The following is a 24316-nucleotide window of genomic DNA, read 5'->3' as shown; positions in this document are numbered from 1 at the left end:
ATCAACCTCCCCGCCGCAGTACGATGCCGGTGCACCAAGCGGCCTGGGCCTTGCTCGGGCGAATGTCGCTCCAACCGACCAGCTCGACACGGCTTACGCCATCAATGTGCAACTGCGCATCGATCCCGGAGCGGGCGACCTCGACGCCAAGGCGTCGACGCGGATTGACCCAGGCCTGGAGACGGCGCTGGCATTCGCTGAGGATCGCCTCGAACTCCGGGCCGTTGTCGGCCATGTGCAGCACTGCCTCGACGCGGTACGGCAGCACCTCGGCGCTGCGCACATTGACCCGGTCGGCGACCGGGCGAATATCGTCGTCGTTGAGGTAGGCGTTTACCTGCGCCAGCAGCTCGGGGCTGGCCACACCGTCGTTGTCCAGGCTAAGCACAGTAACGTCCACCACCGCCGGCGACGGGCTTTCGGCGGTCGCGTCGGCAACCCGCCCCGAAGCGTTGCGGGCATGGAGGATGTAGCTGTTGCGCGGGCCGGCGGTGGTCAGGCCTTCGTAGACCAGTTGCACCCGTTCGCGCAGGGCGTCGTCGGATTCGAGCACGGCCTCGGTCGGTGGAATCGTGCCCGGGTCCGCCGCCTGGATCACCAGGCGTTGCAGGCTGACGTTGGCCGCCAGCTGATCCAGATCGCTGCCCTGGGCATAGGCCAGTAGCAGCGCCTTGGCCGCGTCATTGATCCGTGCCCGGTTGAGCAGTTTGCGGTACGCGCCGACCTCGAGCAGCTTGGTCACAGGGTCGCTTTCAAGATTGGCGGTCCAGCCGTCGCCCAGCTGGGCACGGAAGCTGGCCAAGTCCTCCTGGTACAGCGCCTCGAAATCGAGGTCTTCAAGCAGTTGCGGAGCGGGCAGTTTCGACAGGTCGACCTGGCTCATACCGTCACCTCCACCAGGACGTCATCCCCCAGGTAACGACCGCTCAAGGCCAGGCTGACCTGGCCATCGAGCACCGCGACGACCTTGACCCGCTCCAGCTTCAGCCGCGGCTCCCAGCGCCCCAGGGCCCTGGCCACCTCGGCCTGCACCGCACTCTTCCAGCCTTCGTTGACCGGCAGGTCGACGTAACGGCGCAGCTGGCTGCCGTACTCCGGACGCATTCGCCGGCTGCCCAACGGCGTGGTGAGAATGTCCTCGATGGATTGACGCAGGTGGGCCACGCCCGACAGGGGCTGGCCGGTGCGGCGGTCCATGCCGATCATGGGGCACCTCCTGGAATTGAGGCTCCAGGTAGCCTGTTCGGATAGCGCATGGTTATCACCTGGCAGGCAGGAAAGGGTTGCCCGGACAAGCCGGACAGCCGTTTCAGGAGACGAAGTCGTAGGTCAGGGCGATGGCCGCCGTGGCGTTGTTGGCGACGGTCCACAGGCCGTAACCCGCCGGGATGAACAGCTGATAAGGCAGGGTGTACTGCGAATCAATGCCGCCGTTGATCCCGCCCATGATGGCGTGGACGCTCATGTCACCGAGGTAGGCCGGCGCCTTCGGGCCGGTGTACAGGTTGAGGATGCCGCCGCCGGTGCACAGGGTGGCAGTGCGCAGGTACACGCCATCCTTGTTATCCGCGGCGCTGAAGACCTGGCTGACGGCGGTTGGGTGGGCGTTGAAGAAATGCTTGCCGACTTTTACTGCTTCCATGTTGCTTTACCTTTTGAGTCGAAATGATGGGTCGCGGCACATGCCGCGCTCATGTCGCTCAATGGCGATCTTGCTGGGCTCAAGGCCTTGGGCTCTGTACGAAATGTATCTGCACTCGCCCATACTGCGTTGAAACGGGGCTCGGAATGCTCATGTACTCCAGTACAGTCGGGCGCGACCCCGGCCGTTCCTCCCCCCGTTTCGCCTTGTCTGGCCTTCGCGCAGACACATTTCGTACAGGCCTTGGTTCAGTGCTTGTGGTTGGCGGTGTTGCCGGCCGTGTCGATGATCCGGCCACCGCCGTTGATGTCGCCGCTGACCGTCAGCGGGCCGTTGATGGCAACCTTGCCGGTCAGGGTGATCGACGCGGCGTCGAGGGTGATAGCGTTGTCGCTGACCACCAGGGTGCTGGCGCCGACCTTGACCGTGGCCTGGCCGCTGGGCAGCTGGATGTCATAGCGTTTGGCCTGCCAGTCGTAGGCCAGTGAGCCGCCATCGTCGAAGCGCCAGACCTCGACATGGTCGCGGTTGTCCGGCGCCGTCCCGGCATTGCCGTACAACCCCGGGACGAAGGTGCCCAAGGCCGGTTCGCCGCTGGGGCTGATCAACACGCCCTGCTCGTCCAGGCTCGGTGCCCGCCAATGGCGGGCCATGCCGGCAGCCTGGGCATGCCAGCGCACCCAGGCGCTGGTCCAGCCGCCGCCGTCGGACACCCGTACCCGGGCCGCGGCCAGGTCCACCGCCACTACCCGGCAGGGAATCACCAGGCTGGCCAGCATGCGATCGTGCATGGCGCTGGCGTAGCTCATGCCAGGTCCTCCGGTGACAGGTACTTGTCCTGGTTGCCGGGCCCGGTGTCCGGCGCGAAGCCCAGCATCAGGCTGCCCGCCGGCTGGTCGGGCCAGGGCCACTGGACACTGCCCAGCAGGACCGGTTGCTCCCATTGCACCCGCCAGGAAGTGCCCTCGGCTTCGGCGAGGATGTCCCGTGCGCCCTCGACGTAATCAAGCCCCCAGGACTGCTGGCGCAGCACATCGATCAGCTGCGCCGCCAGCACGCCGGCCTGCGTCCGTGCCTGCGCGGGGGTGCCCTGGGCGGTGACGCGGGCCTCGAAGGTCGCCATCAGCAATGAGCGACCGTCACGCAGCGCCTCGTCGCCACGCATGCGCAACACGCCATGGACCAAGGCCGGCAATGCTGGTTCGAGCGTGACGTCGCCCTCCGTGGCGACCGTGGCGAATGCCGGCAACGTCGCCCGCAGGGTGGAGGTGACGGCCGCGTACAACTGGGCCAGTTCGCTCATGCTTGTGCTCCTTGAACGCTCGGTTCGGCGAAGGCCGGGCCCGTGAAGGCCCGACGCCCGACTCAGAAGTGCCAGGTCCAGATGTCGATCGGCTTCTGGTCAGGGTTGATCTTGCGGATATGGCGATAGGTCGGCTGGAAGCCGAAGCGCGCCCATACCGGTTTCTCGTCGAGGATGGCGATGCTGCCGTTGGCCTGCAGGCGCAGCACAGCGCTGGCATGGCCGCCGGTATGCGAGTGCCACAGCACCGCATTGCCGGCACCGTAGACCACCAGGTTGCCGTCACCCTGGAACACCGCGCGCACGGCGCCCTTGCCTTGAGTGCCGGCGTTCCAGGTGGCCGCGCCGTTCGGGCCATAGGCCACGAGATTACCGTCACCCTGGAACACCAGCTTGCTGGTGCCCGCGCCGTACACCACGCCCTGTATCAGCTCGGAGCCAGGTGCCAGCAGCAGCGAGTCGATCGCGCCAGGCACCAGCGGGATGGCCGGCGTGCCGTTCCACAGCGCCAGCGAGTCGACCAGCACGATATTGCCGTCGTCTTGCAGCACCAGGTGGGTACGGTTCCACTGGTCGTTGCTGGTGAAGGTGCTGTTGTCAGTCAGCCACACCCGGCGTCGCGAGTAGTCGTCGAGGAACGCGCCGTACTGAACGTAGAAGGCCAGCGGGGCCTTCTTGTTGCGCAAGGGAATAGTCGAGCTGAAAGGTTGCTGTTCATTGGCGACCCAGACGGTGGCGCCGTTGTCCTGGATCACCAAATTGCCATCGCCCTGCAGCAGCAGCTTGAAGCGCTGATTGGGCGACAGCAGGTACTGGCCCGCCGACAGGGTCTGGTAAGCGGGCAGCACCGAAGTGCCGACGCCGTTGAAAGGAATGCGGGTACGACCTGCCATGGTGTTTCTCCTACTGGATCGATTGAAGGGGAGCTGGACTCTGCGGCCCGTCCTGATCGCTCGTCGGCACGTTGTCGAGGCCCGTGGCCTTCATGTGGTTCAAGGTCGCGCAACGCGAGCACTTGATCTGGACCACCGCCGCCCCGCCGATGCGGGCCAGCAAGCGGTTGCATTTACCGCAGCGAAACTCGTTGAACATTCGCTTTTCTTCCTTGTTGCCACGTTCATTCTTCGTCCTGGCGTACAGCCGCGGGCTGTTCGTCCAACCCCAGCCGCCGAGCGGCCCAGCGCTCGTAAAGGCCGATGGCCACGTCGGCGCCGGCCATGGCGGTAAGGCAGCCAAAAGCGCTGGCACTCCAGATCGACATGCCGCTGGCGTACAGCAGCATGACCGTCGACACCCCGCAGACCATGCAGGCCCCCGAGCGCAGCGCCAGCCGCCTGAGCAGCCCCCAGCCGCGGGCGCCGGCCTTGTCGGCGCGCCACATCTCGCCGGAAAGTCCGCCCAGCAATGCCAGGAGGATCACCAGCCAGAGCGGCATCTCCAGCAACGTCTGTTGCTCGTTCGTCACGTTCCTGTCTCCTGTGTGTTTGCCCGCCGGCGACAGGCCGGCGGATCGTGATTGGCTTGACTCGGCATTCCAAAAAGCCCGCTATGCAGGCTTTTCAGTAATGCGCGGTGTAACCGTCGGCCACGACTGGTGACGCCGTACGGTTGCGCTTCAAATTGGTGACTCCGACCGCGGCCGCCTGCCCGCCGGATAACTGATCGTGGTGCTTTACGCTGCACACCCGGGCCAGTTGCCAACCCTCTGAACAGTCGAGGCCTGTTCATCGCTGCCTGTATCTCAACCGGTTTGCGTCCGGCTTGGGATACATATTATGCATTCATGCATATGCAGTCAATGCACAAACTCAAATTTTTATGCATCAGCTTTTGCTCCTATGCATGGAGGCCTGATCCGACGTGGATGTAGGGGGGTTCTGAGGACGAAAAAAAACCCGCCGAGGCGGGTTTCTATCGAGGCGCGGGGATCAACGGGCGTACATGCCCCACCAGAAAACGTGACCGAGGAGGCTGATCTGTTCTTCCTGCATCTGCTGGAAGCTGTAGTCCTCGTCGGGGTGCTCATCGCGGTTGAAGCTGCGCAGGCGGATGCCGGTGGGCAGGCGGTACACTTGTTTCACCCGCAGCTGGCCATTGTGGTTGATGGCATAAAGGTCACCGTCGATGATGTCGCCGATGGTGCTTTTACCGGTATTGACCCCGACCGTGGCGCCATCGCGCAGCACCGGCAGCATGCTGTTGCCACGTACCGTCACGCACTTGGCGTTGTCGAACTGCACGCCATTGTGGCGCAGGCTGCGTTTGCCGAAGCGCAAGCGAGCGTTCTCGCTTTCCTCGATGACGAATCTTCCTGATCCTGCTGCCAACTCGACCTCACGAAGAAAAGGAACGGAGACCTCGTCGTCCTCGACGGGGGTTTCATCGTCCCACAGGCTGATATCGCTCAGGGCCGCGTGGCCCTGGGCGAGCGGGGCCGCGTCACGGGATTCGCCCAGTTCGACACGGCCGCGCAACTGGTCGGTGCTCACGCCGAAGTACTCGGCGATCTTCGAGACGTGCTTGTCCGAAGGATCGACGATCTTCTCGCTGAGGATCCGCGACAGGGTGGATTGAGGCACGCCCGTGCGCCGATGCAGCTCTGTAGGGGACAGGCCGTGGCGGGCGAGCAGTTCTCTGAGTACGGAGGCTACGTTGCGTTTTTGCATAATGCGCATAATGCAACCGTGGAAGCGAAAATGCAATGGGCCCTGTAACAGGCAACCTGCGCAGATTTGCCCCACCCCATCCGACCTGCGTCGACCGGAAAAAGCCTGTACCATTAGCGGTTTCGAAATTTGCCACCAGACCACCCGCTGTAAGGCCCTGAATGTCTGATCTCTCCGCACACACCCCGATGATGCAGCAGTACTGGAAGCTGAAAAACCAGCACCCGGACCAGCTGATGTTCTACCGCATGGGCGATTTCTACGAGATCTTCTACGAAGATGCGAAGAAAGCCGCGAAACTGCTGGATATCACCCTGACAGCCCGCGGTCAGTCCGCGGGCCAGTCGATTCCCATGTGCGGGATTCCGTTCCACTCGCTGGAAGGCTACCTGGCCAAGCTGGTCAAGCTCGGCGAATCGGTGGTGATCTGCGAACAGATCGGCGACCCGGCCACCAGCAAGGGCCCGGTGGAGCGCCAGGTGGTGCGCATCATCACCCCGGGCACGATCAGCGACGAGGCCTTGCTCGATGAGCGCCGCGACAACTTGATCGCCGCCCTGCTGGGTGACGAGCGGCTGTTCGGCCTGGCGGTGCTGGACATCACCAGCGGCAACTTCACCGTGCAGGAGATCAAGGGCTGGGAGAACCTGCTGGCCGAACTCGAGCGCATCAACCCGGTGGAACTGCTGATCCCCGACGACTGGCCGCAGGGCTTGCCGGCCGAGAAGCGCCCCGGCGCCCGCCGCCGCGCACCGTGGGACTTCGACCGCGACACGGCGCGCAAGAGCCTCTGCCAGCAGTTCGCCACCCAGGACCTCAAGGGCTTTGGCTGCGACAAGCTGACCCTGGCCATCGGCGCCGCCGGCTGCCTGCTGACCTACGCCAAGGAAACCCAGCGCACCGCCCTGCCCCACCTGCGCAGCCTGCGCCACGAGCGCATGGACGACACGGTCATCCTCGATGCCGCCAGCCGCCGCAACCTGGAGCTGGACATCAACCTGGCCGGTGGCCGCGACAACACCCTGCAATCGGTCATCGACCGTTGCCAGACCGCCATGGCCAGCCGGCTGCTGACCCGCTGGCTGAACCGTCCGCTGCGCGACCTGAAGGTGCTAAAGGCCCGTCAGGATTCGATCCGCTGCCTGCTCGACGGCTACCGTTTCGAGAAGCTGCAGCCGCAGCTCAAGGAAATCGGCGACATCGAGCGGATCCTCGCGCGGATCGGCCTGCGCAACGCCCGCCCCCGTGACCTGGCACGCCTGCGCGATGCCCTCGGCGCCCTGCCGGAGCTGCAGAACGCCATGGCCGAGCTGGAGGCCCCGCACCTGGCGCGGCTGGCCGCGATCACCGGCACCTACCCGGAGCTGGCCGGCCTGCTGGAGCGGGCGATCATCGACAACCCGCCGGCGGTGATCCGCGACGGTGGCGTGCTCAAGACCGGCTACGACAGCGAGCTGGACGAGCTGCTGGCGATCAGCGAGAACGCCGGCCAGTTCCTGATCGACCTGGAAGCCCGCGAGAAGGCCCGCACGGGCCTTGCCAACCTCAAGGTCGGTTACAACCGCGTGCACGGCTACTTCATCGAGCTGCCGACCAAGCAGGCCGAGCAGGCGCCGGTCGACTACATCCGCCGGCAGACGCTCAAAGGGGCCGAACGCTTCATCACCCCCGAGCTCAAGGCGTTCGAGGACAAAGCGCTGTCGGCCAAGAGCCGCGCCCTGGCCCGCGAGAAGATGCTCTACGACGCCCTGCTCGAAACCCTGATCGAGCACCTGGCGCCGTTGCAGGACAGCGCCGCCGCGCTGGCCGAACTGGATGTGCTGAGCAACCTGGCCGAGCGCGCCCTGAACCTGGACCTGAACTGCCCAAGCTTCGTCGACGAGCCGTGCCTGCGCATCGAGCAGGGTCGTCACCCGGTGGTCGAGCAGGTGCTGACCACGCCGTTCGTGGCCAACGACCTCGGGCTGGACAACGGCACGCGCATGCTGATCATCACCGGCCCGAACATGGGCGGTAAGTCCACCTACATGCGCCAGACCGCCCTGATCGTGCTGATGGCCCATATCGGCAGCTTCGTCCCGGCCGCCGCCTGCGAACTGTCGCCGGTCGACCGCATTTTCACCCGTATCGGCTCCAGCGACGACCTTGCCGGCGGGCGTTCGACCTTCATGGTCGAGATGAGCGAGACTGCCAACATCCTGCACAATGCCACCGACCGCAGCCTGGTGCTGATGGACGAGGTCGGCCGCGGCACCAGCACCTTCGATGGCCTGTCGCTGGCCTGGGCCGCCGCCGAGCGCCTGGCCCAGCTGCGCGCCTACACGCTGTTTGCCACCCACTACTTCGAACTCACCGTGTTGCCGGACAGCGAACCACTGGTGGCCAACGTGCACCTGAACGCCACCGAACACAACGAACGCATCGTGTTCCTGCACCACGTCCTGCCGGGGCCGGCGAGCCAGAGCTACGGCCTGGCCGTGGCACAACTGGCGGGCGTGCCGGCGGCGGTGATCCAGCGCGCCCGCGAGCATCTGGGCCGGCTGGAGACTGCCAGCCTGCCCCACGAGGCGCCAGTCATGCCGGCCCGCGACAACATGCCTCACGTGCCGCACCAGAGCGACCTGTTCGCCAGCCTGCCACACCCGGCCATCGAGAAGCTGGGCAAGCTGGACCTGGACGACATGACGCCGCGCCAAGCTATCGAAATGCTATATCAACTGAAAAACCTGTTATAACGGCCCACCGCGCAAGCTGGTAGAATCCGGCGCGGTTTGCGAGCACTGCAGGTTATTAGCCTGGCCTGCAGCCAGCACCGTGAACCGCGCTGCCCTGGTAAGGAAGGGCAAGCTGCCGTCGCCTGAGGAGAGAATTAGAAATGACCTTCGTCGTCACCGACAACTGCATCAAATGCAAGTACACCGACTGCGTGGAAGTCTGTCCGGTGGACTGCTTCTACGAAGGCCCGAACTTCCTGGTGATTCACCCGGACGAGTGCATTGACTGTGCGCTGTGCGAGCCGGAGTGCCCGGCTCAGGCGATTTTCTCGGAAGACGAAGTGCCGTCCGGCATGGAGAACTTCATCGAGCTGAACGCCGAGCTGGCGGAGATCTGGCCGAACATCACCGAGAAGAAAGACGCCCTGCCGGACGCCGAAGCGTGGGACGGCAAGACTGGCAAGATTGCCGATCTGGAGCGCTGATCGCGTTCAGTTGCGAAAAAGGTCCGAAAGGGCCTTTTTTCATTTCCGACAGGCAAAAAAAAGGGGCGGTTTGACCCGCCCACATTTTTTTCCGTAGTCCCTGTATGTCCCAATCATCATCCACTGATGAATCGCGTCCCGCGATGTCCCTGGCCGTCATCCTTGAAGGCCTGTGTCTGTCCCTTGACACAGTTCGAATACTAGCGATTCCCCGGTACGGAACAAGCGACGAATATCTCAGGATGATTCAGACGACACATCTTTTGATATTTATAAAACCTATATATTTCATATAGTTAGAAAAAGTACGCCACTGGAAACGACATTGATTTACTGATCCCTACAGCGATCGCTTACATGACGAGTAAGCGAATGCTTACACGCGATGCTACGAGGGTGGAGAAATAAATACTTCGCAGGTGACAGGCTATGGGGTTGTGAGTAAGGCCCCTCAATGATGTCAGGTCAGTCAACCAGATTGGCGCCTGCGCAAAAAACGCAAACGCCCCGAACAAGTCGGGGCGTTTGCCTGGCGCACGTCAGTGACTACTGGAACAGCGACTCGCTGGACAGGCCATTCTTCTCGAGGATCTCGCGCAGGCGCTTGAGGCCTTCAACCTGGATCTGGCGCACACGCTCGCGGGTCAGGCCGATCTCCAGGCCGACATCCTCGAGGGTGCTGCTTTCATGCCCACGCAGGCCGAAACGCCGCACCACCACCTCGCGCTGCTTGTCGGTCAGTTCGCCCAGCCACTGGTCGATGCTCTGCGACAGGTCGTCGTCCTGCAGCAGCTCGCACGGATCGGTGGGGCGATCATCGGTAAGCGTGTCGAGCAGCGTCTTGTCGGAGTCAGGCCCGAGCGAGACATCCACCGAGGACACCCGCTCGTTCAGGCCAAGCATGCGCTTGACCTCGGCCACCGGCTTCTCCAGCAGACTGGCGATTTCTTCCGGCGACGGCTCGTGGTCGAGCTTTTGCGTCAGCTCACGGGCAGCGCGCAGGTAGACGTTGAGCTCCTTGACCACGTGGATGGGCAGGCGAATGGTGCGGGTCTGGTTCATGATCGCCCGCTCGATGGTCTGGCGGATCCACCAGGTCGCGTAGGTCGAGAAACGGAAGCCCCGCTCGGGGTCGAATTTCTCCACCGCACGGATCAGGCCAAGGTTGCCTTCCTCGATCAGGTCGAGCAACGACAGGCCGCGATTGACGTAACGGCGGGCGATCTTGACCACCAGGCGCAGGTTGCTTTCGATCATGCGCTTGCGACCGGCCGGGTCGCCTTTTTGCGACAGGCGCGCGAAATGCACTTCTTCCTCTGGCGAAAGCAGGGGCGAGAAGCCGATTTCATTGAGATACAGTTGAGTGGCATCAAGTGCGCGACTGTAGTCGATGTACTTGTGCTGCTTGAGCGACGCGCCCTGTTTCGACTTGGTCCGAACCGAAGGTACAGCAGGTTCGTCTGACACCACATCCGTTTCCAAAACGATGCCTGTCTCCATCAGAAGCAGGTCATCGTCGATGTCAAACTCCGGCACTTCTTTGCTGAGAGCCATTGTTATAGTCCTTTGCTGAGTTCGAACTCAGACTCGAGCGTCACCCTTCCATGGCAGCGCTGGAGCCTGTCCCCTCTACATCCAAGGAACAGGCTGGGACATTGATCAACGGCGTGGCAGGAACTGGAGAGGATCGACGGGTTTGCCCTGGCGGCGAATCTCGAAATGCAGCTTCACCCGATCAGTGCCCGTGGACCCCATTTCTGCGATCGTCTGCCCTGCCTTGACCTGCTGCCCCTCCCGAACCAAAAGCCTGCGGTTGTGACCGTAGGCACTGACGTAGGTATCGCTGTGTTTGATGATGATGAGCTCGCCATAGCCCCTCAAGCCACTGCCGGCGTAGACCACCGCTCCATCAGACGCAGCAAAAACAGGCTGTCCCAAATCACCGGCGATATCAATGCCTTTATTCAAACTACCGTTTGAAGCAAATTTACCAATCAGCACGCCGTTCGCCGGCCACGTCCAACCGCCCACGGCGCGCTCTGCGGCGGGCACCTGGGCAACCGTTTGCGAGGTGGTGGAAGAGGCAGTAGTGGCACTTTTGCCATTACCGGTCGCCGGTACGGTGGTCGCGACCGGTCGGCGGATGACGGTGGTCTTGCTCGACGAAGAAGGGCTGCTGACAACCGTGGTGCTCCCCCCCACGCCGCTACTGAAACGAATCGGCTGACCCGGGCGAATGGTGTAGGGGGCGGGAATGTTGTTGCGCGCCGCCAGCTCCTTGTAGTCCCAGCCATAGCGGAAGGCGATGGAGAACAGCGTATCCCCAGGCTTGACGATGTACTGCCCCGAGGTGACGGTCGGGCGCTTGGGCGCGGTGTTGTTGCGATCGACCACGCGGGCGCCGTTGGAGCTGGTGCTGGAACAGCCAGCCAACAGGGTACCCATGGCCAGCGCAATCACCAGAAGCTTCAATACCGACCGTTCCTTGCGCTGCCGCATGCCTGTGTGACCCACCCGCGCTCCCCTCATGCTGTCAAATAATGACGATACAAAATGCAATATTGTTTCAATTATAACCGAGCCACCCTGCCAGGGGTGACTCGCAATTGGCCTGATCGGTGTACGAATATCGCCACGCCAGATAGACAGGGGCCCGACGCAAGAATTCGTCGCCGACGCAAATATTCCGTTGCGCCACTCAGGCCAGCGGGCCGTTGAGCAGGGGCACGAAGCGCACGGCCCCGAGCACCCGGCGCGAGAAACCATGTTCTTCACGCACGATCAGCATCAGTTGCTGGGTTTCCCCCGCCGGACCGACCGGGATCACCATGCGCCCGCCCGGTGCCAGCTGGTCGAGCAGTGCCTGGGGCACCTCGGGCGCAACCGCGGTGACGATGATGCCGTTGTACGGCGCCAGCGCCGGCCAACCTTCGCAGCCGTCGCCCCAGCGGAACACCACGTTGCGCAGGTTGAGCTCGACCAGACGCTCCTTGGCCCGATCCTGCAGGACCTTGATCCGCTCAACCGAAAACACCCGTTCCACCAGTTGGGCCAGGATCGCCGTCTGGTAGCCCGAACCGGTGCCAATCTCCAGCACCTTGTCCAGGGGCCCGGCTTCCAGCAACAGCTCGCTCATGTGCGCGACCATGAACGGCTGGGAGATCGTCTGGTTATGGCCGATCGGCAGCGCCGTGTCCTCGTAGGCCCGATGGGCCAGGGCTTCATCGACGAACAGGTGGCGCGGAGTGCGGCGAATGGCCTCGAGCACCTTGGCGTTCGACACGCCTTCTTCGTAGAGGCGCTGGATCAGCCGCTCCCGGGTACGCTGGGAAGTCATGCCGATGCCGCGACGCTGCAGATCGTCCTGTTCGCGCATCAGAGCACGCCCTCCAGCCAGCCGTCGAGGCGCTCGAAGGCATCGTTGAAGGTGCGATCCAGCTGCAACGGCGTGATCGACACGTAGCCTTGCATCACTGCATGGAAATCGGTACCCGGCCCGCCGTCCTCGGCATCGCCGGCCACGGCGATCCAGTAGCCTTCCTTGCCCCGCGGGTTGACCACCTTGGTCGGCGCCGCGGCACGCGCCCGATGTCCCAGGCGGGTGAGCTGGATGCCACGGATGTGCTCCAGCGGCAGGTTGGGGATATTGACGTTGAGCACGGTGCGCGGTGGCAGCTCCAGGCGCGACTGCGCCTCGACCAGGCGCCGGGCGATATAGGCGGCAGTCGGCAGGTTGTCGGGCAGGCGCGACAGGAGCGAAAAGGCCAGCGAGGTACCGCCGAGGAAACGCCCTTCCAGGGCGGCGGCGACCGTGCCGGAATACAGCACGTCGTCACCCAGGTTGGCGCCCAGGTTGATGCCGGACACCACCATGTCGGGGGTTTCCGGCAGCAGGCCGTTGAGCCCCAGGTGCACGCAGTCAGTGGGCGTGCCGTTGAGGCTGATGAAACCGTTGGCCAGGGTCTGCGGGTGCAGCGGCCGATCAAGCGTCAGCGAACTGCCGGCGCCGCTCTTGTCTTGATCCGGGGCAATCACCACGCACTCGGCGTAATCCGCCAGCGCTTCATGCAGCGCGGCGATGCCGGGTGCGGTAACACCGTCGTCATTCGAAATCAGAATACGCATGGGCTGTCCGTCTGCCCTGCCGGCACCAGATCGACGAGTTCGCGCACCACCACGGTGGCGAAGCATCCGGCCGGAAGGACGAATTCCAGTTGCAGGATATCAGGCTCGGGATAATGCCACGACAGACGCCCAATAGGGAGCCGCAGGATGCGCCGTTCGTGATCCATGCCCGCTCGCGCCAGCCATTGGCACAACGCAGGATGACGCGCGGCGACTTCGCTCTCGAGCACCTGGGTCGCGCCGGCACAAGGCGATTGCCCTTCGCCCCACAGCGGGCCGGTGGGATGCAAGTCAAGAATGGCCAGGCGCGGATCGCTGCACTCGCCCTCTCCTGCCGGGAAGAAACTGCGACTGTCGGTGAACGCGAGCAGGTCGCCGACCTGGGCACGCTGCCAGGTGCCATCGGCCACCCGGGCGGCCAGCACCTGGTTGAACAGGTAGCTGCGCCCGGCCGACAACAGCCGCGAGCGCACGTTGCGCTGCTCGGGCAATGCCTGGCGTGCAGCCCAGTCCTGGGCATCATGCACGTTGCCGCCGGCATGACCGAAACGCTGGCTGCCGAAGTAATTAGGCACACCCTGCTGCTTGAGTTGCTCCAGGCGGGCATCGAGGGCCGGGCGGTCGGCCTGCAGCGCGGTCAGGCGCAAGGTGAAACCATTGGCCGAATGCGCCCCACGCTGCAGCTTGCGCTGATGGCGCACCTGCTTGAGCACCCGCAGGGTGTCGTCCTCGGCGCGGGACAGGTCGGGGTCGGCCTTGCCCGGCAGGTGCAGGCTGAACCACTGGCGTGTCAAGGCTTGGCGGTCCTTCAGGCCGGCATAGCTGATGGCGCGCACCGGCACACCGGCGGCGCGGGCCAGGCGGCGGGCCGCTTCCTCGGTGTTGAGATCGCGCTTCTCGACCCACAGCCACAGATGCTCCCCCTGACCGGACAGCGGGATATCGAGGACTTCATCGACCTGGAAGTCTTCGGCCACCGCCTTGAGCACGGCGGTGCCCAAGGCTTCGCCCGAGGCCCGCGGCCCCAGCAGTTCCAGTTCGGTCATGCTGGCAGTAGCAGGGCGACCGCGTGAACGGCGATGCCCTCCTCGCGGCCGGTGAAGCCCAGCTTTTCTTCGGTGGTGGCCTTGACGTTGACCTGGTCGAGTTCGACCTGCAGGTCTGCGGCGATCTGCTGGCGCATGGTCTCGATATGCGGTGCCATCTTCGGCGCCTGGGCGACGATGGTGGCGTCGACGTTGCCGACCTTCCAGCCCTTGTCGCGCACGACGGCGACCACGTGGCGCAGCAGCACGCGACTGTCGGCACCCTTGAACTGCGGGTCGGTGTCAGGGAAATGCTTGCCGATGTCGCCCAACGCCGCAGCGCCGAGCAGGGCATCGCTCAGGGCGTGCAGCAGCACGTCACCGTCGGAGTGGGCCAGCAGGCCGAACTTGTGGGGGATACGCACCCCGCCCAAGGTAATGAAATCACCGTCGCAGAAACGGTGGACATCGTAGCCGTGGCCAATACGCATAGAAAAACGCCCTGATTGAGTCAGGGCGTGATTCTACCTGCTTTTGAGGTAATGGGGCTGCTTCGCAGCCCATCGCCGGCAAGCCAGCTCTCCCAGAAATTGCAGGCGGTGTCAGACCCTGCCCAACGCCACCGCATGATGACGCAGGTGCTCATCGATGAAGCTGGCGATGAAGTAGTAGCTGTGGTCATAGCCCGGCTGCAGGCGCAGGGTCAGCGCATGACCACCCTTGCGCGCCGCCTGCTCCAGCGCCTGCGGCTTGAGCTGCTTCTCGAGGAAGTCATCGCGATCGCCCTGGTCCACCAGCAACGGCGGGCACTCCCCTGCCTCGGCCAGCAACACGCTGGCGTCCCACTCCCGCCAACGCGCACGGTCCTCCCCCAGGTAGCGGGAAAACGCCTTCTCGCCCCACGGGCAATCCATCGGATTGCTGATGGGCGAAAACGCCGACACCGAACGGTAGCGCCCTGGGTTGCGCAGGGCGCAGACCAGCGCGCCATGCCCACCCATGGAATGGCCGCTGATGCTGCGCTGGTCCGACGCCGGGAAGTGCGCCTCGATCAGGGCCGGCAACTCCTCCACCACGTAGTCGTGCATCCGGTAATGCTGGGCCCAGGGCTGCTGGGTGGCATTGAGGTAGAACCCTGCGCCCAGGCCGAAGTCCCAGGCGCCGTCCGGGTCGCCCGGCACCTGCTCGCCACGCGGGCTGGTATCCGGGGCAACGATGATCAGCCCGAGTTCCGCGGCCAGGCGCTGGGCACCGGCCTTCTGCATGAAGTTCTCGTCGGTGCAGGTCAGGCCGCTGAGCCAGTACAATACCGGCAGCTTCTCGCCCTGCTCGGCCTGGGGCGGCAGGTACACGGCGAACACCATGTCGCAGCCGAGCACCTTGGAGCTGTGCCGGTAACGCTTGTGCCAGCCGCCGAAGCTTTTCTGGCAGGAGAGATTTTCCAGGGTCATGGCGAGGCCCTCAGAAGTGGATCACGCTGCGGATGCTCTTGCCTTCGTGCATCAGGTCGAAGGCCTTGTTGATGTCCTCCAGGCCCATGGTGTGGGTGATGAAGGTGTCCAGCGGAATCTCGCCCTTCTCGGACATCTCGACGTAGCTCGGCAGCTCGCTGCGACCCCGCACGCCGCCGAAGGCCGAACCACGCCAGACGCGGCCGGTGACCAGCTGGAACGGACGGGTGGCGATTTCCTGGCCGGCACCGGCGACGCCGATGATCACCGACTCGCCCCAGCCCTTGTGGCAGCACTCCAGCGCCGCGCGCATCAGTTGCACGTTGCCGATGCACTCGAAGGAGAAATCGACGCCGCCGTCGGTGAGGTCGACGATCACTTCCTGGATCGGGCGATCGTAGTCTTTCGGGTTGATGCAGTCGGTGGCGCCCAGTTGGCGGGCGATCTCGAACTTGGCCGGGTTGATGTCGATGGCGATGATGCGCGAAGCCTTGGCCTTGACCGCGCCGATCACCGCCGACAGGCCGATGCCGCCGAGGCCGAAGATGGCCACGGTGTCACCCGGCTTGACCTTGGCGGTGTTGAGTACCGCGCCGATGCCGGTGGTCACGCCGCAACCGAGCAGGCAGACCTTTTCCAGCGGAGCTTCCTTCTGGATCTTGGCCACGGAGATTTCCGGCAGCACGGTGTACTCGGAGAAGGTCGAGGTGCCCATGTAGTGGAACAGCTGCTGACCCTTGTAGCTGAAGCGGGTGGTGCCGTCGGGCATCAGGCCTTTGCCTTGGGTGGCGCGGATGGCCTGGCACAGGTTGGTCTTGCCCGACAGGCAGAACTTGCACTTGCCGCATTCCGGGGTGTACAGCGGGATCACATGGTCACCAACCGCCACCGAGGTGACGCCTTCGCCTACGGCTTCGACAATCGCACCACCCTCATGGCCAAGGATCGACGGGAAGATGCCCTCCGGGTCGGCGCCGGACAGGGTATAGGCGTCGGTGTGGCAGACACCGGAGGCGACAACGCGCAGCAGCACTTCGCCGGCCTTGGGCATGGCCACGTCCACTTCGACGATTTCCAGGGGTTTCTTGGCCTCGAAGGCGACGGCGGCGCGGGACTTGATCATCAAAGGTCTCCAGAACAGGTATGGGTTGCTGGCTTGCAGTGTAATTCACCGCCTTTTGATGAATAATCCAGCCACTCACAAAACATTATTGCTACACAGGGATAATCCATGAGCAGCCGCTGGGAAGGCATCGACGAGTTCGTCGCGGTGGCCGAATCAGGTCAGTTCACCGCCGCCGCCGAACGACTTGGGGTGTCGTCCTCGCACATCAGCCGGCAGATCGCCCGCCTGGAGGAACGCCTGCAGACACGTTTGCTGTACCGCAGCACCCGGCGGGTGACCCTGAGCGAAGCCGGGCAGACCTTTCTCCAGCACTGCCAGCGCCTGCAGGACGGCCGCGAGGAGGCGCTGCGGGCCATGGGCGACCTGGCCAGCGAGCCCAAGGGCCTGCTGCGCATGACCTGCGCGGTGGCCTATGGCGAACGCTTCATCGTGCCCTTGGTGACACGCTTCATGGCGCAGTACCCACAGTTGCGGGTCGAGGTGGAACTGAGCAACCGTACCCTCGACCTGCTGCACGAAGGCATGGACCTGGCGATCCGCCTGGGACGGCTGCAGGATTCGCGGCTGGTGGCCACGCGCCTGGCGCCTCGGCGCATGTACCTGTGCGCGTCGCCGGCCTACCTGGAGCGCTATGGTCGACCGCACAGTCTGTCGGAGCTGGCGCGGCACAACTGCCTGGTGGGCAGTTCGGACCTGTGGGCGCTGCAGCAGGAGGGACGCGAGATCAGCCAGCGGGTGCAGGGCAACTGGCGCTGCAACAGCGGCCAGGCGGTGCTGGACGCGGCGCTGCAAGGCATGGGGCTGTGCCAGTTGCCGGACTACTACGTGCTCGAGCATTTGCACAGCGGCGCGCTGGTGTCGTTGCTGGAGGGCCATCAGCCGCCGAATACGGCGGTGTGGGCGTTGTATCCACAGCAACGGCATCTGTCGCCGAAGGTGCGCAGGTTGGTCGACTACCTGAAGGAAGGGTTGGCACAGTTGCCGGAGTATCGCACCACTCCCCCGCAGGCGCTCAGCGGCGCCCGGCCCAGCGCTGGCGCAGCCACTCCAGGTCTTCCGGACGGGTCACCTTGATGTTGTCGCTGCGCCCTTCGACCAGGCGCGGCGCATTACCGGCCCATTCGATGGCCGACGACTCGTCGGTGACCGCCACATCGGATACCAGGCACTCGGCCAGCGCCCGATGCAGCATGCCAAGGCGGAACATCTGCGGGGTGTACGCCTGCCAGACGGTGCTGCGATCGACCGTGGCCGCCACCCTGCCCTCGCCGTCGGCACGCTTGAGCGTGTCCCGGGCGGGAACGGCGAGCAATCCGCCGACGGGATCTTCAGCCAGGGCTGACAGCAATTTGTCCAGATCGCTGCGCGCCAGGTTCGGCCGCGCGGCGTCGTGCACCAGCACCCAGTCGTCATCCGATGCACCCTGTGCGTGCAGCAGCAACAGCGCATTGAGCACCGAATCGGCGCGCTCGCGACCGCCCGGGGCGCGCTGGATGCGTGGATCGCTGGCGCAGCGCAGGCCGGGCCAGTAAGGGTCTTGTTCGGCAATGCTGACCACCACGCCCTTGAGCATGGGATGGTCGAGGAAACAGTCGAGGCTGTGCTCGAGAATCGTCTGCCCGCCCAGTTGCAGGTACTGCTTGGGACGGTCGGCAGCCATGCGGGCACCAACGCCCGCGGCGGGAATCACGGCCCAGAAGGCCGGCAGTTCATGTGTCATTTCTGCGGCAGCTGGTAGAGGGTTTCGCCCTCCTTGACCATCCCCAGTTCATGACGAGCCCGTTCTTCCACGGTCTCCATACCTTTCTTCAATTCCAGGACTTCAGCGTCGAGCACGCGATTGCGCTCCAGCAGGCGCTCGTTTTCCGCATGCTGGTCGGCGATCTGCTGCTTGAGTTCGGTCACTTGCGCCAGGCTGCCATTGCCTACCCAAAGGCGATATTGCAGGCCGCCGAGCAGCAGGAGCAGGACGAGGAACAACCAATAGGGACTGCGCATGAAGATATCCAGGGTAAAAAAGGCCGCCGCAGCGAGCTTCCGATAGCACGAAGCCTGGCCGAGGCCAGGCTTCGTCGACAGAAACCCGTGGAAACGACCGAACGATCAGTACGAACGTTCAGCCGGCCCCGGCTGCTGCCTTTTTACCATCTCTTGCTCAGCCGCGAAACTCGGCACGGCCGCGATATACAGCCTTGGCGCCCAGTTGCTCTTCGATGCGCAGCAGTTGGTTGTACTTGCTGACGCGGTCGGAACGGCACAGCGAACCGGTCTTGATCTGACCGGCTGCGGTACCCACGGCCAGGTCGGCGATGGTCGAATCCTCGGTTTCACCGGAACGGTGCGAGATCACCGCGGTGTAGCCGGCGGCCTTGGCCATCTGGATGGCTTCCAGGGTCTCGGTCAGCGAGCCGATCTGGTTGAACTTGATCAGGATCGAGTTGCCGATGCCCTTCTCGATGCCTTCCTTGAGGATCTTGGTGTTGGTCACGAACAGGTCGTCGCCAACCAGTTGCACCTTGGCACCGATCTTGTCGGTCAGGATCTTCCAACCGGCCCAGTCGGACTCGTCCAGGCCGTCTTCGATCGAGATGATCGGGAAACGCTCGGTCAGGCCCTTCAGGTACTCGGCGAAGCCTTCGGCGTCGAACGACTTGCCTTCACCGGACAGGTTGTACTTGCCGTCTTCATAGAATTCGGAAGCCGCGCAGTCCAGGGCCAGGGTCACGTCGGTGCCCAGCTTGTAGCCGGCCTTTTCGACGGCTTCGGCAATGGCTGCCAGGGCGTCTTCGTTGGAAGCCAGGTTCGGCGCGAAGCCACCTTCGTCACCGACGGCGGTGTTCAGGCCACGGGCCTTCAGTACAGCCTTGAGGTGGTGGAAGATCTCGGTGCCCATGCGCAGGCCATCGGAGAAGGTCTTGGCGCCAACCGGCTGCACCATGAACTCCTGGATGTCGACGTTGTTGTCGGCGTGCTCGCCGCCGTTGATGATGTTCATCATCGGCACCGGCATGGAGTACTGGCCTGGGGTGCCATTGAGGTTGGCGATGTGGGCGTACAGCGGCAGGTCCAGGTCCTGAGCGGCGGCCTTGGCGGCGGCCAGGGATACTGCCAGGATGGCGTTGGCGCCCAGCTTGGCCTTGTTCTCGGTACCGTCCAGCTCGATCATGGCACGGTCCAGGGCTTTCTGGTCGGCCGGGTCCTTGCCCAGCAGCAGGTCACGGATCGGGCCGTTGATGTTGCCGACGGCCTTCAGCACGCCCTTGCCCAGGTAACGGCTCTTGTCGCCATCACGCAGCTCCAGCGCTTCGCGCGAGCCAGTGGAAGCACCCGACGGCGCGCAGGCGCTGCCGATGATGCCGTTGTCGAGCAGTACATCGGCTTCCACGGTGGGGTTGCCACGCGAATCGAGAACTTCACGACCTTTGATGTCGACGATCTTTGCCATTGTTGTAAGCACTCCAGAATTGACGAAAACAACGCAGCTTTGGGAATTCTTGCCGTTCACCAGGCGACATGGCACGGGCAGGCCTGGCGAAGGGAGCCCCTGACCGAAAGGTCAGGGGTGGAACGGGCGGTACTTTACCCGAGAAACGAGCTTTACGCGGTTTCTACCGTCGGAAAACTTTTCACCAGGTCGTCCAGTTGCTTGAGCTGGGCCAGGAACGGCTCCAACTTATCCAGGCGCAGGGCACACGGACCGTCGCACTTGGCGTTGTCCGGATCCGGGTGGGCCTCGAGGAACAGGCCCGCCAAGCCCTGGCTCATGCCAGCCTTGGCCAGGTCGGTGACCTGGGCGCGGCGGCCGCCTGCGGAGTCGGCGCGACCACCTGGGGTTTGCAACGAATGGGTCACATCGAAGAACACCGGGTACTCGAACTGCTTCATGATGCCGAAGCCGAGCATGTCCACGACCAGGTTGTTGTAGCCGAAGCTCGAACCGCGCTCACAGAGGATGAGCTGGTCGTTGCCTGCCTCGACGCACTTGGCGAGGATGTGCTTCATCTCGTGGGGCGCGAGGAACTGCGCCTTCTTGATGTTGATCACGGCACCGGTCTTGGCCATCGCCACGACCAGGTCGGTCTGGCGCGACAGGAAGGCCGGCAGCTGGATGATGTCGCACACCTTGGCCACCGGCTCGCACTGGTAGGGCTCGTGCACGTCGGTGATCACCGGCACATTGAAGGTCTGCTTGATCTCCTCGAAGATCTTCAGGCCTTCTTCCATGCCGGGGCCGCGGTACGAGTTGACCGACGAACGGTTGGCCTTGTCGAAGCTGGCCTTGAACACGTACGGGATGCCGAGCTTCTCGGTCACCCGCACGTACTCCTCGCAGACCTTCAGGGCCAGGTCACGGGACTCCAGGACGTTCATGCCGCCGAACAGGACGAACGGCTTGTCGTTGGCGATCTCGATGTTACCGACGCGAATGATCTTCTGAGTCATGGATCAGGCCTTGTTCTTCTGTGCCAGGGCCGCCTTGACGAAGCCGCTGAACAGCGGGTGGCCGTCACGCGGGGTCGAGGTGAACTCCGGGTGGAACTGGCAAGCAACGAACCAAGGGTGGTCCTTGGACTCGACCACTTCGACCAGCGCGCCGTCCTCGGAACGGCCGGAAACCACCAGGCCGGCGTCAACCAGTTGCGGCAGCAGGACGTTGTTGACTTCGTAACGGTGACGGTGGCGCTCGGTGATCACGTCCTTGCCGTAGCAGTCGTGAACCTTGGAGCCGGCCGCCAGCTGACAGTCCTGGGCGCCCAGGCGCATGGTGCCGCCCAGGTCGGAGGCTTCGGTACGGGTCTCGACCGCGCCGGTGGCATCGGCCCATTCGGTGATCAGGCCGACAACCGGGTGGCCGCTGTTGCGGTCGAACTCGGTGGAGTTGGCGTCTTTCCAACCCATCACGTTGCGGGCGAACTCGATCACGGCCACCTGCATGCCCAGGCAGATGCCCAGGTACGGGACCTTGTTCTCACGGGCATATTGCACCGCGGTGATCTTGCCTTCGACGCCGCGCAGGCCGAAACCGCCCGGGACCAGAATGGCATCGGCGCCTTCGAGCAGGCTGGTGCCCTGGTTCTCGATGTCCTCGGAGTCGATGTAACGCAGGTTGACCTTGGTGCGGTTGGTGATGCCGGCGTGGCTCATCGCTTCGATCAGCGACTTGTACGCGTCCAGCAGCTCCATGTACTTGCCGACCATCGCGATGGTCACTTCCTGCTCAGGGTTGAGCTTGGCATCGACGACCTTGTCCCACTCGGACAGGTCGGCGCTGTTGCACTGCAAGCCGAAGCGCTCGACGACGAAGTCGTCCAGGCCCTGGGCGTGCAGTACGCCTGGGATCTTGTAGATGGTGTCGACGTCTTCCAGCGAGATCACCGCACGTTCTTCGACGTTGGTGAACAGCGCGATCTTGCGACGCGACGAGGCATCGACCGGGTGGTCGGAGCGGCAGATCAGCACATCGGGCTGCAGGCCGATGGAGCGCAACTCCTTGACCGAGTGCTGGGTCGGCTTGGTCTTGGTCTCGCCGGCAGTGGCGATGTACGGGACCAGGGTCAGGTGCATCAGCATGGCGCGCTTGGAGCCCACTTCGACGCGCAGCTGGCGGATCGCCTCGAGGAACGGTTGCGACTCGATGTCGCCCACGGTGCCGCCGATCTCGACCAGCGCGACGTCGGCATCGCCGGCGCCCTTGATGATGCGGCGCTTGATCTCGTCGGTGATGTGCGGAATGACCTGGATGGTCGCGCCCAGGTAATCACCACGGCGTTCCTTGCGCAGCACGTGCTCGTAGATGCGGCCGGTGGTGAAGTTGTTGTTCTGGGTCATCGTGGTGCGGATGAACCGCTCGTAGTGGCCCAGGTCAAGGTCGGTCTCGGCGCCGTCGTGGGTGACGAATACTTCACCGTGCTGGAACGGGCTCATGGTGCCCGGGTCGACGTTGATGTACGGGTCCAGCTTGAGCATGGTGACTTTGAGCCCCCGCGCTTCCAGGATGGCCGCCAGGGAAGCCGAGGCAATGCCTTTCCCCAATGAAGAAACAACACCGCCCGTGACGAATATGTAGCGCGTCATGAAAAACCCTAGAAGTCTGCGTTAAGGCGGCATGGGCCGCCGGAGAAAGCGAAGGAAGGCCGAAGCCCCCGATCACCTGCGTCAATCACAGTGCATCTCGAAAAACTGCCGCGTCTGTACAGACCAGGGGTGTCCCCGGCATGGAGCTCGCTCGTCATTTTAAGAAATCAGCCCAGCAAAAAACTGCTTGGTAATCGGCAACCTCTGTGATTTTGCGCAACCCACAGAAGCTGTATCAAGAAGGGAGGGTAGTCTACCCGAATGTACCCTTCAGCTCAAACCTTGCACGTTCGTCGGCGGCTGCCAGTGCAACTGACAATCCGCCTGCGCCAGCTCGGGCAGGTTGGCCACCGCGAGCAACTGCTCGCCGCGATACAGCAGCGGCAGTCGCGGGCGCACGAAGTGCGGGACCTGCAGCTCGTTGAGCAGGCGCTTGAGATCGCGCCGACCGCGACCAGGCAGTTGCATGATCTCGCCGCCCTGGCGGTAGCGGATGTGCAGGCCTTCACCCAACGGGGCCGACATCAGGCGGACACTGCCATTACCCGGCAGGCGCAACGGTTGCCCGCTGTCCAGCCAGGGGTAATTACCCGACACCGCGGCCAGCCAAACGCCATTTAGCCACCAGATACGTCCATGGCTGCGATGCAGTTCGCCATCGGTCAGGCGCCAGACCGGGCAGGCATCGGCCGCCGCGTCGCGCAGATCGTTCCAACCGGCCCAGTGGCGGCTGTCGGGCAGGCGGGTGCGCTGGCTGAGCCAGAACTGCAGGGCATTGCGCTGGCGCGCTGGGGACATCGCGGCGAGCACCTCGAGGCTGAGCGAATACAGCTCCAGCCAGGGCAGCGGCGCATTGTCGCAGGCGATCGCCAGGTCGCTGGCGGCCAGTTCGTCCAGCAGGCCCATCGCCTCGCCCAGGTGTTCGGCACTGCGTGCCAGGTTGGCTTCGGCCTGTGGCCAACGCTGGCGCAGGATTGGGAAGACCTCGCCGCGCAGGAAGTTGCGGGCAAAGGCTGTATCGCTATTGGAAGGGTCGTCGACCCATACCAGCCCGTGCATGTCGGCGTAGGTCTGCAGTTGCTGGCGCGACAGCCCCAGCAATGGGCGCACCAGGCTGCCCTGCCCTAGCGGCCGCTGTTGCGGCATGGCGGACAAGCCACGCAGGCCGGCGCCGCGCAGCAAGCGAAACAGCAGGGTCTCGGCCTGATCGTCACGGTGCTGGCCGGTGAACAGCACTTCGCCTAGGCCCAGCCGTTTTTCGAAGGCGTCGTAGCGGGCGTTGCGGGCCGCCTGTTCGAGGCTGGCACCGGGGGCAACCTGGACAGGAAGCACATCGAGTTCGACACCCAGTGCAGCACACACCGCTCGGCAGTGATCGGGCCAGGCATCGGCGGCGGCTTGCAGGCCGTGATGGACATGGATGGCGCGCAGAGGGGGCGCGGGGTGGTTGCGGGTGTAGTCGGCGAGCTGGTGCAGGAGGACGGTGGAGTCCAGGCCACCGGAGAAGGCGACGTACCAGGCGGGGGCGTTGAGCCAGGGGGTGAGGTTGAGCATCAGGGCCTCACAGGACTTGAGATCGCCGGGGGCGCCTTGCGCCCCTTTCGCGACACAAGGCCGCTCCCACAAGATGGCGTCAGTTTCGAATACTGCGCAATCCTGTGGGAGCGGCCTTGTGTCGCGAAAGGGCCGCGAAGCGGCCCCCCG

Annotated in this window: 26 protein-coding genes; 3 read left to right on the top strand and 23 right to left on the bottom strand. The window is 64.1% G+C overall.

Going from position 1 to position 24316, the window contains the following annotated elements; all coding sequences use genetic code 11:
• Position 1 precedes the first annotated feature (1 nt).
• From CC207_RS13830 to CC207_RS13790, 9 genes are all read right to left on the bottom strand, one after another.
• Positions 2-883, bottom strand: coding sequence for a baseplate J/gp47 family protein (locus tag CC207_RS13830; RefSeq protein WP_088852261.1), 882 nt, complete (start codon positions 881-883; stop codon positions 2-4).
• Entirely contained in the window at positions 880-1206 is a 327-nt protein-coding gene (locus CC207_RS13825) for a GPW/gp25 family protein (protein ID WP_088852260.1), read from the bottom strand. The genes CC207_RS13830 and CC207_RS13825 overlap by 4 nt, the downstream gene beginning before the upstream one ends.
• Before the next feature lie 103 nt (positions 1207-1309).
• A complete protein-coding gene (locus CC207_RS13820; RefSeq protein WP_028690642.1) occupies positions 1310-1642 on the bottom strand; it encodes a hypothetical protein in 333 nt (110 codons plus the stop codon).
• A gap of 248 nt (positions 1643-1890) precedes the next feature.
• Entirely contained in the window at positions 1891-2451 is a 561-nt protein-coding gene (locus CC207_RS13815; RefSeq protein ID WP_088852259.1) for a phage baseplate assembly protein V, read from the bottom strand.
• Complete coding sequence (locus CC207_RS13810; RefSeq protein WP_028690644.1) at positions 2448-2945, bottom strand: hypothetical protein; 498 nt, start codon at positions 2943-2945, stop codon at positions 2448-2450. Before CC207_RS13810 ends, CC207_RS13815 begins: the two co-directional genes overlap by 4 nt.
• A gap of 62 nt (positions 2946-3007) precedes the next feature.
• Positions 3008-3838 (bottom strand): putidacin L1 family lectin-like bacteriocin, encoded by an 831-nt coding sequence (locus CC207_RS13805; RefSeq protein ID WP_088852258.1) that lies wholly within the window; start codon positions 3836-3838, stop codon positions 3008-3010.
• A 10-nt stretch (positions 3839-3848) separates the two neighbouring features.
• Positions 3849-4037: a Com family DNA-binding transcriptional regulator gene (locus tag CC207_RS13800; RefSeq protein WP_028690646.1), complete on the bottom strand. Its 189-nt coding sequence runs from the start codon at positions 4035-4037 to the stop codon at positions 3849-3851.
• 25 nt (positions 4038-4062) lie between these two features.
• Positions 4063-4410 (bottom strand): phage holin family protein, encoded by a 348-nt coding sequence (locus tag CC207_RS13795; protein WP_028690647.1) that lies wholly within the window; start codon positions 4408-4410, stop codon positions 4063-4065.
• Positions 4411-4873: 463 nt separating this feature from the next.
• Positions 4874-5620: an XRE family transcriptional regulator gene (locus CC207_RS13790; RefSeq protein WP_082337656.1), complete on the bottom strand. Its 747-nt coding sequence runs from the start codon at positions 5618-5620 to the stop codon at positions 4874-4876.
• A 152-nt stretch (positions 5621-5772) separates the two neighbouring features.
• Here CC207_RS13790 and mutS point away from each other — a divergent pair, with 152 nt between their 5' ends.
• Positions 5773-8346 (top strand): DNA mismatch repair protein MutS, encoded by a 2574-nt coding sequence (gene mutS / locus CC207_RS13785; RefSeq protein ID WP_069016707.1) that lies wholly within the window; start codon positions 5773-5775, stop codon positions 8344-8346.
• 140 nt (positions 8347-8486) lie between these two features.
• Positions 8487-8810 (top strand): ferredoxin FdxA, encoded by a 324-nt coding sequence (fdxA, locus tag CC207_RS13780; protein ID WP_028690650.1) that lies wholly within the window; start codon positions 8487-8489, stop codon positions 8808-8810.
• Positions 8811-9356: 546 nt separating this feature from the next.
• Here the strand turns inward: fdxA and rpoS are convergent.
• From rpoS to CC207_RS13740, 8 genes are all read right to left on the bottom strand, one after another.
• On the bottom strand, positions 9357-10364 hold the full coding sequence (gene rpoS / locus CC207_RS13775; protein WP_011535249.1) for an RNA polymerase sigma factor RpoS: 1008 nt from the start codon (positions 10362-10364) through the stop codon (positions 9357-9359).
• A 105-nt stretch (positions 10365-10469) separates the two neighbouring features.
• The gene (locus CC207_RS13770) at positions 10470-11324 is read right to left on the bottom strand and encodes a peptidoglycan DD-metalloendopeptidase family protein (RefSeq protein WP_028690651.1); all 855 of its coding nucleotides are present in this window, start codon (positions 11322-11324) and stop codon (positions 10470-10472) included.
• 184 nt (positions 11325-11508) lie between these two features.
• Entirely contained in the window at positions 11509-12147 is a 639-nt protein-coding gene (locus CC207_RS13765; protein ID WP_162175259.1) for a protein-L-isoaspartate(D-aspartate) O-methyltransferase, read from the bottom strand.
• Positions 12148-12185: 38 nt separating this feature from the next.
• Positions 12186-12935, bottom strand: a complete 750-nt coding sequence (gene surE / locus CC207_RS13760) for a 5'/3'-nucleotidase SurE (protein WP_028690653.1) — start codon at positions 12933-12935, stop codon at positions 12186-12188.
• Positions 12923-13981, bottom strand: a complete 1059-nt coding sequence (truD, locus tag CC207_RS13755) for a tRNA pseudouridine(13) synthase TruD (protein ID WP_028690654.1) — start codon at positions 13979-13981, stop codon at positions 12923-12925. Before truD ends, surE begins: the two co-directional genes overlap by 13 nt.
• Complete coding sequence (gene ispF, locus CC207_RS13750) at positions 13978-14451, bottom strand: 2-C-methyl-D-erythritol 2,4-cyclodiphosphate synthase (protein ID WP_028690655.1); 474 nt, start codon at positions 14449-14451, stop codon at positions 13978-13980. The genes truD and ispF overlap by 4 nt, the downstream gene beginning before the upstream one ends.
• A gap of 111 nt (positions 14452-14562) precedes the next feature.
• Positions 14563-15411 carry an S-formylglutathione hydrolase gene (fghA, locus tag CC207_RS13745; protein ID WP_028690656.1) on the bottom strand — a complete coding sequence of 283 codons (849 nt, stop codon included), beginning with the start codon at positions 15409-15411 and terminating at the stop codon, positions 14563-14565.
• 10 nt (positions 15412-15421) lie between these two features.
• The gene (locus CC207_RS13740) at positions 15422-16534 is read right to left on the bottom strand and encodes an S-(hydroxymethyl)glutathione dehydrogenase/class III alcohol dehydrogenase (protein WP_016712915.1); all 1113 of its coding nucleotides are present in this window, start codon (positions 16532-16534) and stop codon (positions 15422-15424) included.
• 108 nt (positions 16535-16642) lie between these two features.
• Between CC207_RS13740 and CC207_RS13735 the strand changes: the two genes are divergently transcribed.
• Positions 16643-17611 carry a LysR substrate-binding domain-containing protein gene (locus CC207_RS13735; protein ID WP_028690657.1) on the top strand — a complete coding sequence of 323 codons (969 nt, stop codon included), beginning with the start codon at positions 16643-16645 and terminating at the stop codon, positions 17609-17611.
• On the opposite strand, the gene ispD is transcribed toward CC207_RS13735, so the two are convergent.
• The 6 genes from ispD to tilS all read right to left on the bottom strand — a co-directional run bounded on the left by ispD (position 17550) and on the right by tilS (position 24166).
• Positions 17550-18257: a 2-C-methyl-D-erythritol 4-phosphate cytidylyltransferase gene (ispD, locus tag CC207_RS13730; protein ID WP_028690658.1), complete on the bottom strand. Its 708-nt coding sequence runs from the start codon at positions 18255-18257 to the stop codon at positions 17550-17552. The two genes, CC207_RS13735 and ispD, sit on opposite strands and share 62 nt — an antisense overlap.
• Entirely contained in the window at positions 18254-18535 is a 282-nt protein-coding gene (gene ftsB, locus CC207_RS13725) for a cell division protein FtsB (protein ID WP_011535259.1), read from the bottom strand. The genes ispD and ftsB overlap by 4 nt, the downstream gene beginning before the upstream one ends.
• 157 nt (positions 18536-18692) lie before the next feature.
• Positions 18693-19982 (bottom strand): phosphopyruvate hydratase, encoded by a 1290-nt coding sequence (gene eno / locus CC207_RS13720; RefSeq protein ID WP_028690659.1) that lies wholly within the window; start codon positions 19980-19982, stop codon positions 18693-18695.
• A 152-nt stretch (positions 19983-20134) separates the two neighbouring features.
• Positions 20135-20980 carry a 3-deoxy-8-phosphooctulonate synthase gene (gene kdsA / locus CC207_RS13715; protein WP_028690660.1) on the bottom strand — a complete coding sequence of 282 codons (846 nt, stop codon included), beginning with the start codon at positions 20978-20980 and terminating at the stop codon, positions 20135-20137.
• 3 nt (positions 20981-20983) lie between these two features.
• On the bottom strand, positions 20984-22612 hold the full coding sequence (locus CC207_RS13710) for a CTP synthase (protein WP_028690661.1): 1629 nt from the start codon (positions 22610-22612) through the stop codon (positions 20984-20986).
• A gap of 270 nt (positions 22613-22882) precedes the next feature.
• Positions 22883-24166, bottom strand: coding sequence for a tRNA lysidine(34) synthetase TilS (gene tilS / locus CC207_RS13705; RefSeq protein WP_028690662.1), 1284 nt, complete (start codon positions 24164-24166; stop codon positions 22883-22885).
• Positions 24167-24316 lie beyond the last annotated feature (150 nt).

It is taken from the genome of Pseudomonas sp. DrBHI1, assembly GCF_002205115.1.
Taxonomy (GTDB): Bacteria; Pseudomonadota; Gammaproteobacteria; order Pseudomonadales; family Pseudomonadaceae; genus Aquipseudomonas; species Aquipseudomonas mosselii.
Note: the sequence above shows the minus strand (reverse complement) of the source record. Positions and strands in the feature narration are given on the sequence as shown.

Coding starts and splice junctions, on each gene's coding strand:
- CC207_RS13830 (WP_088852261.1), bottom strand. CDS start 883: ATGAGCCAGGTCGACCTGTCGAAACTGCCCGCTCCGCAACTGCTTGAA.
- CC207_RS13825 (WP_088852260.1), bottom strand. CDS start 1,206: ATGATCGGCATGGACCGCCGCACCGGCCAGCCCCTGTCGGGCGTGGCC.
- CC207_RS13820 (WP_028690642.1), bottom strand. CDS start 1,642: ATGGAAGCAGTAAAAGTCGGCAAGCATTTCTTCAACGCCCACCCAACC.
- CC207_RS13815 (WP_088852259.1), bottom strand. CDS start 2,451: ATGAGCTACGCCAGCGCCATGCACGATCGCATGCTGGCCAGCCTGGTG.
- CC207_RS13810 (WP_028690644.1), bottom strand. CDS start 2,945: ATGAGCGAACTGGCCCAGTTGTACGCGGCCGTCACCTCCACCCTGCGG.
- CC207_RS13805 (WP_088852258.1), bottom strand. CDS start 3,838: ATGGCAGGTCGTACCCGCATTCCTTTCAACGGCGTCGGCACTTCGGTG.
- CC207_RS13800 (WP_028690646.1), bottom strand. CDS start 4,037: ATGTTCAACGAGTTTCGCTGCGGTAAATGCAACCGCTTGCTGGCCCGC.
- CC207_RS13790 (WP_082337656.1), bottom strand. CDS start 5,620: ATGCGCATTATGCAAAAACGCAACGTAGCCTCCGTACTCAGAGAACTG.
- mutS (WP_069016707.1), top strand. CDS start 5,773: ATGTCTGATCTCTCCGCACACACCCCGATGATGCAGCAGTACTGGAAG.
- fdxA (WP_028690650.1), top strand. CDS start 8,487: ATGACCTTCGTCGTCACCGACAACTGCATCAAATGCAAGTACACCGAC.
- rpoS (WP_011535249.1), bottom strand. CDS start 10,364: ATGGCTCTCAGCAAAGAAGTGCCGGAGTTTGACATCGACGATGACCTG.
- CC207_RS13765 (WP_162175259.1), bottom strand. CDS start 12,147: ATGACTTCCCAGCGTACCCGGGAGCGGCTGATCCAGCGCCTCTACGAA.
- surE (WP_028690653.1), bottom strand. CDS start 12,935: ATGCGTATTCTGATTTCGAATGACGACGGTGTTACCGCACCCGGCATC.
- truD (WP_028690654.1), bottom strand. CDS start 13,981: ATGACCGAACTGGAACTGCTGGGGCCGCGGGCCTCGGGCGAAGCCTTG.
- ispF (WP_028690655.1), bottom strand. CDS start 14,451: ATGCGTATTGGCCACGGCTACGATGTCCACCGTTTCTGCGACGGTGAT.
- fghA (WP_028690656.1), bottom strand. CDS start 15,411: ATGACCCTGGAAAATCTCTCCTGCCAGAAAAGCTTCGGCGGCTGGCAC.
- CC207_RS13740 (WP_016712915.1), bottom strand. CDS start 16,534: ATGATCAAGTCCCGCGCCGCCGTCGCCTTCGAGGCCAAGAAACCCCTG.
- CC207_RS13735 (WP_028690657.1), top strand. CDS start 16,643: ATGAGCAGCCGCTGGGAAGGCATCGACGAGTTCGTCGCGGTGGCCGAA.
- ispD (WP_028690658.1), bottom strand. CDS start 18,257: ATGACACATGAACTGCCGGCCTTCTGGGCCGTGATTCCCGCCGCGGGC.
- ftsB (WP_011535259.1), bottom strand. CDS start 18,535: ATGCGCAGTCCCTATTGGTTGTTCCTCGTCCTGCTCCTGCTGCTCGGC.
- eno (WP_028690659.1), bottom strand. CDS start 19,982: ATGGCAAAGATCGTCGACATCAAAGGTCGTGAAGTTCTCGATTCGCGT.
- kdsA (WP_028690660.1), bottom strand. CDS start 20,980: ATGACTCAGAAGATCATTCGCGTCGGTAACATCGAGATCGCCAACGAC.
- CC207_RS13710 (WP_028690661.1), bottom strand. CDS start 22,612: ATGACGCGCTACATATTCGTCACGGGCGGTGTTGTTTCTTCATTGGGG.
- tilS (WP_028690662.1), bottom strand. CDS start 24,166: ATGCTCAACCTCACCCCCTGGCTCAACGCCCCCGCCTGGTACGTCGCC.